The organism is Pseudomonadota bacterium (assembly GCA_026388255.1).
Taxonomy (GTDB): domain Bacteria; phylum Desulfobacterota; class Syntrophorhabdia; order Syntrophorhabdales; family Syntrophorhabdaceae; genus JAPLKB01.
Map to the genome: position 1 here is coordinate 16,941 of JAPLKC010000079.1, position 11,231 is coordinate 28,171.

The following is an 11,231-nucleotide window of genomic DNA, read 5'->3' on the forward strand; positions in this document are numbered from 1 at the left end:
AATCTGTCAAATTGACCAGCAAATTTACCCGAAGGCATACTGATCAATTTGTGCTGTTTGGCTTTTTTAAAACTTACGGTTTGCCTGTCAAGTTCACTTAAATCATTTGCTCACTTTAAATCCGGCTTTTTCTATGGCTGTTTCAATCTCTTCTTTTTTTACCTTGGATTCATCATACTTAACAACGGCGTTTCCTACAGATACATCTGACTGTTCAATCCCCTTAAGTGCTCCGATTGCTTTCTTCACGCCCATTACACAATGTTGGCAACTCATACCCTCAATATTAATTGTTATATCTGACATGGCAAGTTCTCCTTTTTTATTAAAGACGTATATCTATTATAGGCATCAGCCAGCTATATTACAAGCAAAGGGCATGTTGTTTTTATTATTCTCATACGGATAGTCATATTTTTGAAAAGATAATCTGGACATATTTATAAATTTATTATAATATATATATAAGTTACAATTTAGTATAATATTACTAACAAAATGATTTGAAGGAGGTATCAATGCCTTACGATCCAACAAAAATGGCGGACTGGCAAATTTCTGAAGCAGCAACGGAAAAGATGAAATCCATCTGGCAGCTCAAAGACGAATTATCACTTGAACAAAATGAAGTGCTCCCCTACGGTAAAATAGGAAGGCTTGATTTTGCAAAAATCATAAATAGACTCAAGGACAGGCCTAACGGTAAATATATTGAGGTAACGGCTGTTACCCCGACCCCCCTCGGGGAAGGGAAAACAACAACCTCTCTTGGATTGATTGAGGGTCTGGGAAAAAGAGGGAAAAGCGTGGGAGGGGCTATACGGCAGTCTTCAGGCGGACCCACAATGAACGTAAAAGGAAGCGCGGCAGGCGGTGGAAATGCCCAGGCGATCCCGTTGACGGAACTGTCTCTCGGATTAACCGGAGACATCAATAATATTATCAATGCCCATAACCTTGCCATGGTCGCCCTCACGTCACGGATGCAGCATGAAAGAAACTACAATGATGAGGAGCTTGCAAGGAGGAATCTGCGACGCCTCAATATAGATCCGAGCAACGTGCAGATGGGGTGGGTAATGGATTTCTGTGCCCAGAGTTTAAGAAATATTGTCATCGGTCTTGGCGGAAGAATGAACGGCTTTACTATGCAATCCCGTTTTGATATTGCGGTAAGTTCGGAGGTAATGGCAATCCTTTCGATTGCAAAGGATCTGAAAGATTTACGGGAAATGATCGGCAGGATCACGGTGGCATACGACGTACAAGGGAACCCTGTAACCACTGAGGACCTGGAGGTTGCAGGCGCTATGTGCGCCTTCATGAGGGAAAGCATTAACCCTACGCTTATCCAGACAATAGAGGGGCAGCCGGTATTGGTACATGCAGGACCCTTTGCAAATATTGCGATCGGGCAATCCTCTATTATCGCGGACAGGGTCGGGCTTAAGCTTTTTGATTACCATGTAACTGAGAGTGGTTTTGCCGCTGAAATCGGGTTTGAAAAATTCTGGAATGTCAAGTGCAGGATCAGCGGGTTGGAGCCGAATGTTTCGGTCATTACAACCACAATAATGCACGGCGGCGGTCCGAGGGTGGCGCCGGGGTTGCGTCTGGCTGATGAGTACAGGATGGAAAATCTTGAATTGCTGGAAAAGGGCATCCCGAACCTGCTTCACCATATCAACATAGTGAAATTGTCCGGTATAAAGCCTGTTGTGTGCATTAACAGCTATAACAGCGACACAAAAGAAGAGGTTGCCCTTGTGAAGAGGTATGCAGAGGCTGAAGGCGCCCGCGTAGCCGTGTCCGAGCACTGGTTAAAGGGCGGCGATGGGGCACTGGAACTTGCAGACGCGGTGATTGATGCATGTGAGGAAACAACAGATTTTCAGTTTCTTTATCCCCTTGATATGCCTTTAAAGGAAAGAGTAGATTTAATCGCAAAGAAAATCTACGGCGCCGCCACGGTTTTATGGATACCGGATGCAGAAGCAAAACTGGCGAAGCTGGAAGCTGACCCGGAAAAGAAAGATTACTTCACCATGATGGTAAAGACACATCTTAGTCTGTCTCATGACCCGGAGTTGAAAGGAGTGCCTAAAGGCTGGAGACTGCCTGTAAGGGACATTCTTGTATTCACAGGGGCAAGGTTTCTCTGTCCTGTAACAGGGGCAATAAGTCTGATGCCCGGCACAGGTTCAGACCCTTCATTCAGGAGAATTGATGTAGACACCGAGACAGGACAGGTAACGGGGCTGTTCTGATGTATGGTTTTTTCCTTTGTTCGGTCAACGGCATGTTTGAAATGTCCATCTGCGGCGCTCTGCGGCACCTTGCGCCCTCCAACATACGCATGTATAGTTTCCGGTCTGCAAGGCTTGCAGCCCATCCACATCTGAAACATTCCTTCCATGCCGTCGCCCACTAAACACGGATTCACATAAGCTTCTATCATGCATATGTGAATCCGTTATAAAAAAAGAATAAATTTATTAATTTTCCTTCTCTTTTCTTCCTCCCTCTTATTTTGCATTGTAGAAGCTTATCTTTACTCAATCTTCACACCATTTTTCATGTAACGTTTGACAATACCATTTTCCAGCTTGCGGTGAAAGATGTTCCAGATTCCGGTTTTAACACCCCGTCTGCTTGCAACGGGGTGTTTATTTTTGTATGATAGTTATGGAACATTTTTGCAGGATAAGATGTCTGATATAATGGATTATAAGATAAAAGACAGTGTGGACAAAGACCTTGAATTTGTATTGTTATGCAAGAAAGGAAATGTTGACGCCTTTGAAGTGCTTGTCGAGAGGTATCAGAAGAGGATGCTGAACATCGCTTACAGGATAACGGATAATTATGAGGATGCCTGCGAGGTCGTTCAGGAGGCTTTTCTCTCAGCATTCAAATCAATAAAGAAATTCAGAGGAGAGGCAAAATTTTCCACCTGGCTCACCGGCATCACGATCAATCATGCGAAGAACCGCTCAAAACAGATAAAAACACTGTACCATCATGAGGGGGCATCAATAGACGATACAATTGAAACAGACAGCGGCAGTTATAACATGGAGCCGCAGTCCCCTGAAATACCCATTGTCGAACAGCTTGTGCAGAAGGAGGTTCAGGCAGAGGTACAGAAATGCATAAATTCTCTGGACGAAGAATACAGGGAAGTTGTTGTCTTAAGGGATATGCAGGGGTTTTCTTATGAAGAGATACAGGATATCCTTAAAATACCTGAAGGAACAGTTAAATCACGGCTTTTCAGGGCAAGAGATACCCTCAGAAACTGTCTGAAAAAGGTTCTTGGTGATCTATGAACAGATGTGCAGACATAGAAAAAAGTCTTTCGGCTTATCTTGAAGGGGATGTTACTCCTCAGGAACAAAAACTTATCGGGGAACATCTCGCAACCTGCATACAGTGCAGCAAGACCCTTGAAGACCTTAAAAAGACAACAGAGCTTGTCCGCAGCCTTGAAGAAATAGAGCCCCCGCCCTGGTTTAAACAGAAGATTATGGCACGAGTCAGGGAAGAAGCCGAAGAGAAACAAGGGATATTCCGGAAGCTCTTCTTTCCCCTCCATATTAAGATTCCTGTGGAGGTCTTTGCCACATGCCTGGTAGTGGTAATGGCTGTCTATGTGTTTAAATCTACGGGCCCGGAAATAAAATCCTTTCAGGCGCCATCGGAAAAGGCGCAGACCGCTGATTCTGTTGATCAACGATACGTAAAAGCCGTACCAACACCTGCCCCTGTTTCCAAAGGGAAAACAGTCCCTGATGAACGTTATGAGAAAGATACGGTTGAAGTCTCTCAAGTCCCAAAAGTAGGCACAGGCGCTGTTGCCCCTGGGGGAACTCCGGCTGCACCGACTCCCCATGCAACGCCTCTGCCCGCACCGGTGCTGTCTGTACCTGCCGTACCTGCTCCAGCCCGGGCTGCCAGAGAACAGGAAACAGAAATGAAGAACGAAGCCTTTCAGTCTGCCCCTTCATTAGCCGGGGCGCTTGAGCCTGTGCACAAGAAAAAAGGAAATATTGCCGCCTCGGATACAGGGTCGCAATACCGGCTCGGACGTGAAACACACCCCGGGAAGCTTCAACCCAAGGCGTCTGCTGCTGCTAAAAAGCCACAAACCATTAACATTACGGTTAAATCCGACAATACCGCTTTTGCAGGCAGGGAAATCGAAGATATTTTGAATCGTTCCAATGCAACGAGCATCAAGCGAGAATCACGCGAAAATATTGAAATCATCACGGCAACACTTCCAGCTCAAGCATTAAAAGAATTCATTGAGAAACTTAATGCTGTCGGTGAAGTCAAAGAAAACATCCTGTTATACAATATCCCTGAAGAAGAAATCACAGTCAGGATAGAAATTGTCAATAGTTGGTGAGATACTTTTCAATCCATTAGATTTCCATTAGGATAAATATCCGGGTTAGTATTGAGGGAATCGTATTACTCACACACCTTGTGTTATAATACATTTTGTTTGGAACTTTTTGAACCTCTCCTTTGTCTCATAAAATAGATGCAAAAACAAACAACACAAGGAGGTTGCATATGAAACGCGTTACACGGTTTTTAATACTATTTGTCGCGACATTTTCTCTTCTCTTCGGGATTGCCTTCGCGAAAACATTGGTTTCTAATCCATCAGAGGGTGACGATAAAACCCTGTCCCCTTATTTCTTTGTAAAAAGCGATGATCCGACCTTAGATCAACTCCCCCTCAAATCTACATCCGCTCTCGTCAACATCTCAGGGGTCATTTCCGACGTGCAGGTTACGCAGGTTTACAAAAATGAAGGGAAAAAAGCGATTGAGGCCATTTATATTTTCCCGGCCTCTACTCGTGCGGCAGTATACGGGATGAAAATGACAATCGGGAAGAGGGTCATAGAGGCAAAGATAAAAAAACGTGAAGAGGCTCGCCAGGATTACGAAAAGGCGAAGGAAGAAGGGCGAAGCGCTTCCCTCCTCGAACAGCAGAGGCCGAATGTTTTTCAGATGAACGTGGCAAACATTATGCCCGGCGATGAGATTAAAGTGGAACTTAAATACACCGAATTGCTTGTGCCTGAAGACCGGGTATACCAATTCGTCTATCCCACTGTCGTAGGGCCGCGTTATTCAAACAAGCCCGCAGAAACAGCCTCTGCGTCTGAAAAATGGGTGCAGAACCCCTACCTCAAGGAAGGAGAAACAGCTCCCTACGCCTTCGATATTACGGTTAATATAGCGGCAGGCATGCCTATTAAAGAACTCGCATCTCCCTCACATAAGGTAAATGCGGATTACAGCGGCCCTGATACCGCAAAAGTCGCACTGGACAAAACTGAAAAGTCCGGCGGCAACCGCGATTATATCCTCCGTTACAGGCTTGACGGCGACAAAATCCAATCCGGCATTCTTCTCTATAAAGGTGAGAAAGAAAACTTTTTCCTCCTTATGATGCAGCCTCCGAAACGTGTTACAAAAGCTGAAATCCCTGGCCGCGAATATATCTTTATTGTTGATGTCTCGGGCTCAATGCACGGCTTCCCCCTGGAAATCTCTAAAAATCTTTTACAAAACCTCATAGGGAACCTTCGGCCTACTGATAAATTTAATGTCCTTCTATTCTCCGGCGGATCAGCCCTTATGTCCGAAGAGTCGCTGCCTGCAACCTCTGAAAACATAAAAAAAGCGATCAATATCATTGACCGGCAGCAAGGCGGCGGCGGCACTGAGCTCTTACCGGCTTTGAAGCGCGTTCTCTCCTTGAAAAAAACTGAGAACTACGCCAGAACTATTGTAATTGCAACAGACGGATATGTGCAAGTTGAAGAGGAAGTATTTGACCTCATCAGGAACAACCTCAATAACGCGAATATGTTCGCCTTCGGCATCGGTTCAAGTGTAAACCGCCACATCATCGAAGGCATGGCCCGTGTCGGTATGGGAGAACCGTTTGTTATCGCAAAACCGGGTGAAGCCCCGGAAAAGGCAGAGCGTTTTCGCGCAATGATCCAGTCGCCGGTGCTCACACAGGTAAAGGTAAATTTCAACGGTTTTGCCGTCTATGATGTTGAACCAATCACCATCCCCGATGTGCTTGCAGAACGCCCTGTTATTGTTTTCGGCAAGTGGAGGGGGAAACCGCAGGGCGCAATTACCTTAAGCGGCATTTCCGGCAGCGGCAAATACACGGACACAATCAATGCAGGGGAAGCGAAACCCCTTAAAACCAATGCAGCCCTCAAATACCTGTGGGCCCGCCACCGTATAACCTTACTTTCTGATTACAACATGCTCCGCTCTGACGATAAGCGCATTAAAGAGGTAACAGACCTTGGATTAAATTACAATCTGCTCACTGCCTACACATCTTTTGTTGCCGTTGACACGGAAATACGCAACCAGGGCGACAAACCTACAACGGTTAAGCAGCCCCTGCCCTTGCCCCAGGGGGTCTCGAACTATGCTGTGGGCGGCGCAATGCCTTTAGCTGCTATGCGCGCGCCTATGCTTACAGCGCCCACGAAAAAGTATAAAATTGAGGCTGAGGCAATCCGCGAAGATGCGATGAAGGGTGATAAACAGGATGCAATAACAACCAAAGCAAGCGTCAACAACGTTGTTGTATCAGGAGGCATATCAAAAGAGGCTGTACTCGATGTTGCCAAAAAACTGCTTGGCGATTTAGAGAAATGCCACAATGAAAACGGTCTCAAAGGGAAACTTATAATAAGCCTGAATATCAACAAGGACGGTATAATAAAAGATGTTAAGATCATCTCAGGTACTTCCAACAATAAAGCCGGTGATAAATGTATTATCGAAGCAGTAAAAAAGTGGAAGCTCCCGGCAACCACAGACGGCAAAGAGGCAAAGGCTACGATCACTATTACCTTTACCCCATAATAGATTCTGGAACAACTCTTTAAGCCCCCTCCAATCTCTTGTTCATCATGAGGTTGGAGGGGGCTTTTTATCTCGTTTATTACAGTGAATGTACGGATAGTTATAATGATTCAGTGTCGTTCCCGTTCATGCCCCGCCAACCACTTTGCGCAGTTCGGCAAGCAGGTTATTCTCTACTTCAATCAGGCCGGATTCCTGACGCTGTCTGGCCAGATGACTTTCTTTTTCTCCCGGCACGAATATCTCGTCCACTCCGGGCAGTTTCTTTGTGGATTTAACCTTACTGATAATCTCCGAAACATTACTTACAAGCTTGTCTCGTTCCGTTAAGAGTTCCGGATCAATGGCAAAAATCAAATGTCCCCAGTTGCCCTTGCTGTCACCAATTCCACAGAAGGCAGCGCCAACCAGCGGCCCCGCCAGTATCTCGCCTATCAGAGCAAGGCCTGATCCTTTATAGCTCCGGTCGAAGGAACGAATAGCACCCGCGATGGCCTTTTGCGGATCAGTCGTCGGATTGCCCTGGTTATCATAGGCAAAATCAGCCGGAATGCTTCTGCCTGCCGTCTGGGCTTCTACCAGTCCAAAATAGGAAGTGGCGGCTGTGGACATATCGAGTACGATGGGGTCCTGCCCGCCGGGGATAGCGATGGCCAAAGGATTGGTTCCGAATACAGGCTCGTATGATCCGTAAACTGCAACTCTCTGTGGTGAGCGGCTGAAAGCAAAGCCGATGAGCCCCTCCTCTGCCAGACAGGAAGCATAGTAACCTATGGCTCCGGACGATGTATTTGTGTTGAATGTCCCGGCAATAGCGAACCCGCTTTTCTTCGCCTTTTCTTTCACTATTTCCACCGCCCTCCCGACAACCAGCATGGCGTGGTTTTTATTGCCGTTGATCCGCGCAGAAATCGGGGTTTCCTTTTCGATTACGATTTCCCCTGCATTAGAATCTTTGGGTATACCAGCGCCGATTAGCTTCACTATTCCCTGATTGTTGTCCCGCAGTTGAGCATAGAGCATTACGTCAGCGATGACCCGGACTTCTTTCTCGTTGTAGCCGTATTTCTTCACTGCCTTGTGTGTCAGTTCCTCAAGTTCTTTAATCGATATTTTCATAATTTTCTCCTCAAATATCTTGCCCGGTGATAGAACCCCCAACGCAAATTGCGGTGAATTCATTTAATTATTTTACTTACTATTTGTCAATTATTTTCCCGATATATTTTTTACTTGAGGGCGGGACGGGCAGTTCTCTTATGCCTTTAAATGTAACATTTCAACCAGCAATCGAAAGCCAGCGCGGATGTTTCAGCTTGAAATTGAACCGCAATTTCAAAACTGGAGATTGAATGCAAGCATGATAAAATACGTGATTCTTCTCGTTGTTGTTGCTGCTTTCTTCTTTGTAGCCTCTATCGTTACTGTAAATAATAAACTTTAATATTATTTAGTGAGCAATATAACATTATGATTTTAGGATTATGTTGCTCACTACAATTTGTAATGACAACCCATATCATATGGATCATGCAGTTTTATTTTCATAAGTTTGTTATAAAAACGTCATTGTCATTGACAATATTATCCGTTAGGCATAATACTTTAGAAATTATAAGCAGCAGATTAATCCTTAAGTTTGAATATACAAGGAGATCACAATATGAAAGCAATCGCAATTAATGGGAGTCCACGTAAAGGCGGAAATACGGAATTCTTGCTGAAAAAAGTGCTTGAGCCAATTACTGAGGCAGGAATAACAACAGAACTGATCCAGATTGGCGGCAAACAGGTACATGGCTGCATGGCCTGCTATAAGTGCAAGGAAAACAAGGATTCAAGATGTGCAATTGATACAGATATCATAAATGAATGCATTGGCAAAATGGTTGAATCCGATGCGATTATTTTAGGTTCACCAACATACTTTGCCGGTATGACATCAGAAATGAAAGCCTTGATAGACCGTGCAGGATTTGTTGCCAATGCGAATGACCGTCTTTTCTCTCGTAAAATTGGTGCTGCAGTAACTGTGAACAGAAGAGGAGGGGCAACCAGTGTCATAGATTCAATGTACCATATGTTTCTAATGTCCAGAATGATTATTCCAGGTTCTACTTACTGGAATTTTGGTATTGGAAGAGAGAAGGGGGAAGTTGAGAAAGACACTGAAGCACTTGCAAATATGAAAGACCTGGGTGAAACAATAGCCTGGCTGGTTATGAGGTTAAAGGCTTAACAATCCTATATATTCACAAGATTCTGCTTCATTTTTAGAGAACTGTACCTGCATCATTATTATTCCAAAATAGGGCCTGCAATCCTCTCCTCAAACCCCTTGCAATTTTCTTATTATTCAAGATGGTTCTGTTGTTTCTGACGGGATGAACGCCGTATCAACGACAGAATACCAACAAGAACAAGAATCAATGGCCACCATCGCGCCATAAATGGGTGTGGCAGCAAACCGAAATTAGACAGGAGAAAAATGGTGCCCAAAGCGATAAGGATGTATGCCCCGATCCCTGATTTAGATTTCATAATGCCTCCTTCATGCAATAGATTTTATATCCATGCCCATATCATTTGCTATCAATATAGCTATTTTATATGAAAGATTTTCTTTAGAGAACTGTCTGTCGACGAAAAGTCATATAAAGCGATAAAAGGGTTATGATAGGAGCGAAGGGTAAATGATCTGCCTCGTGTTACGTGTAACTTACTGAAAGAAACAAAATCAAAGGTTCCTGAATTGTAGTAAATTCAAATAGTAATAAGTATATTTATCCTTTCTGATAAACTTTTTTGTCCATTTTAAAAAGTAGAAAATAGCTTTCTGATTGTGATACATTCTTCATTTTGGAGATAAATATGAATATTCAAGACAGAACATGTGTCATAGATATGGTTGTTTTTGATTTCGGGGGTGTCCTGGCTGAAATAGGATTTGAGGAGGGATTGAGGGCTGTTGCGATGCACCACGGGTTAGACGAAACGGCCTTTTATAATCTGGCTTATGACTTGATTTACTCGACAGGATATCTGACGGGCCACATTGAAGAACACGCCTTCTGGCAGGCAGTCCGCGAAAAAACAGGCATTGAAGATGAAGACACAATGCTCCGCAATGAAGTCCTCTCACGATTTGTTCTGCGGCCCTGGATGTTTGATATTGTAAAAAAGCTCAAAGCAAATGGTATTGGAACTGCTATCCTTAGCGATCAAACCAATTGGCTCGATGAATTAAACAAACAATACGATTTTTTTAAATATTTCGATTTTGTGTTTAACAGCTATAATCTTAGAAAAAGTAAGATGGACCCTTCCCATTTTTCCGATATTATCACACGTTTGAATTGTGCACCGGAGAGGCTTCTTTTTGTAGATGATACTGAGGCACATTGTGTAACTGCACGCAAGAAGGGCATGAAGGCAATTCAGTTCATTGACCGTCCTTCCTTTCTCGAAGCTATATTCTGTTTTTGCCCTATTTCCACATGAGCAGGTACGGAAGACAAACCGCCAAATTCAGTGTCGCATTTCGTCCTTCCCATAGTGTCGGTTATTCCATATGAAGCAGGACTTGTCGCTATGTTTTTGGGATGCGATGTCCTTTCGAAAAATGATGTATATAGCATTAATAACATTTTTTATTTGCCTTTATTACAAGCAAGGAATACCATAACAAAAAGTCTGAAAACAACGAGCATCGTATATTAATTGTTGGACGGTAAAAGGAGGAAAAAGTATGATTAGACATGTAGTTCTCTGTAAGTTTCGTACCTCAGTATCCGAAGAAAAACGCGAGAATGCCATAAATACCCTCAATACTCTGGGACAATCTATTCCCGAGGTGGGAGAATGGAGTATGGGCAAGCAAGCTCTCCCTTCGAAGACAGCTTATGACCTGGCAATAGTTTCAAGTTTTGAGAATGCGGAAGCATTAGAAAGATACAGGAATCATCCCAGCCACATCGGAATAAAGAATCTTCTGACTGAAATAGCGGATTTGGCTGTCGTTGATTATGAATATTAGTTAGAACAGGAAGGTTGAACACACGAACCAAGAAATGGCATAGTCTAAGTCTCGCTGACATCCATGTTCGCTGCTTTCATCTCTTGATGCACAACTGCTTTGGTGTACAGTTTTTGAGGATTTGTAGATGAATCTAATAATTTTAATAAAACACATTCCCAGCTAATTTGCTCGACACAGGGAGGATGCGGAACACCTGTCAGCCCCGTAGAAAGCTCGAAAAAATCTTGACACATTGCTTCTAATTTCCTACAATTAATAACAACATCAC

11 protein-coding genes and 1 pseudogene are annotated in these 11,231 nt (G+C 43.9%); 7 read left to right on the forward strand and 5 right to left on the reverse strand.

Going from position 1 to position 11,231, the window contains the following annotated elements; all coding sequences use genetic code 11:
- Positions 1–102: 102 nt before the first annotated feature.
- A complete protein-coding gene (locus tag NT178_09020; protein MCX5812670.1) occupies positions 103–306 on the reverse strand; it encodes a cation transporter in 204 nt (67 codons plus the stop codon).
- Positions 307–518: 212 nt separating this feature from the next.
- Between NT178_09020 and NT178_09025 the strand changes: the two genes are divergently transcribed.
- The 4 genes from NT178_09025 to NT178_09040 all read left to right on the forward strand — a co-directional run bounded on the left by NT178_09025 (position 519) and on the right by NT178_09040 (position 6,924).
- Positions 519–2,267 (forward strand): formate--tetrahydrofolate ligase, encoded by a 1,749-nt coding sequence (locus tag NT178_09025; GenBank protein MCX5812671.1) that lies wholly within the window; start codon positions 519–521, stop codon positions 2,265–2,267.
- Positions 2,268–2,720: 453 nt separating this feature from the next.
- Positions 2,721–3,329, forward strand: a complete 609-nt coding sequence (locus NT178_09030) for a sigma-70 family RNA polymerase sigma factor (GenBank protein ID MCX5812672.1) — start codon at positions 2,721–2,723, stop codon at positions 3,327–3,329.
- Positions 3,326–4,411 (forward strand): DUF2275 domain-containing protein, encoded by a 1,086-nt coding sequence (locus NT178_09035; protein ID MCX5812673.1) that lies wholly within the window; start codon positions 3,326–3,328, stop codon positions 4,409–4,411. Before NT178_09030 ends, NT178_09035 begins: the two co-directional genes overlap by 4 nt.
- A 170-nt stretch (positions 4,412–4,581) precedes the next feature.
- Positions 4,582–6,924: a TonB family protein gene (locus NT178_09040; protein MCX5812674.1), complete on the forward strand. Its 2,343-nt coding sequence runs from the start codon at positions 4,582–4,584 to the stop codon at positions 6,922–6,924.
- Positions 6,925–7,050: 126 nt separating this feature from the next.
- Here NT178_09040 and NT178_09045 read toward each other — a convergent pair whose 3' ends face one another.
- Positions 7,051–8,043, reverse strand: a complete 993-nt coding sequence (locus tag NT178_09045; protein ID MCX5812675.1) for an Ldh family oxidoreductase — start codon at positions 8,041–8,043, stop codon at positions 7,051–7,053.
- A 544-nt stretch (positions 8,044–8,587) separates the two neighbouring features.
- Here NT178_09045 and NT178_09050 point away from each other — a divergent pair.
- Entirely contained in the window at positions 8,588–9,163 is a 576-nt protein-coding gene (locus tag NT178_09050) for a flavodoxin family protein (GenBank protein MCX5812676.1), read from the forward strand.
- 113 nt (positions 9,164–9,276) lie between these two features.
- On the opposite strand, the gene NT178_09055 is transcribed toward NT178_09050, so the two are convergent.
- The gene (locus tag NT178_09055; GenBank protein ID MCX5812677.1) at positions 9,277–9,465 is read right to left on the reverse strand and encodes a DUF5668 domain-containing protein; all 189 of its coding nucleotides are present in this window, start codon (positions 9,463–9,465) and stop codon (positions 9,277–9,279) included.
- Between the two features lie 576 nt (positions 9,466–10,041).
- On the opposite strand from NT178_09055, the gene NT178_09060 reads away from it, so the two are divergent.
- On the forward strand, positions 10,042–10,425 hold the full coding sequence (locus tag NT178_09060; protein ID MCX5812678.1) for an HAD-IA family hydrolase: 384 nt from the start codon (positions 10,042–10,044) through the stop codon (positions 10,423–10,425).
- Here the strand turns inward: NT178_09060 and NT178_09065 are convergent.
- Positions 10,416–10,538 (reverse strand): annotated as a pseudogene (locus NT178_09065) (GGGtGRT protein). The gene NT178_09060 and the pseudogene NT178_09065 overlap by 10 nt on opposite strands.
- A 134-nt stretch (positions 10,539–10,672) precedes the next feature.
- On the opposite strand from NT178_09065, the gene NT178_09070 reads away from it, so the two are divergent.
- Positions 10,673–10,960 carry a Dabb family protein gene (locus NT178_09070; GenBank protein MCX5812679.1) on the forward strand — a complete coding sequence of 96 codons (288 nt, stop codon included), beginning with the start codon at positions 10,673–10,675 and terminating at the stop codon, positions 10,958–10,960.
- 44 nt (positions 10,961–11,004) lie between these two features.
- On the opposite strand, the gene NT178_09075 is transcribed toward NT178_09070, so the two are convergent.
- Positions 11,005–11,231, reverse strand: a 227-nt coding sequence (locus NT178_09075) for a hypothetical protein (protein ID MCX5812680.1), incomplete at its 5' end; no start/stop codon positions are given.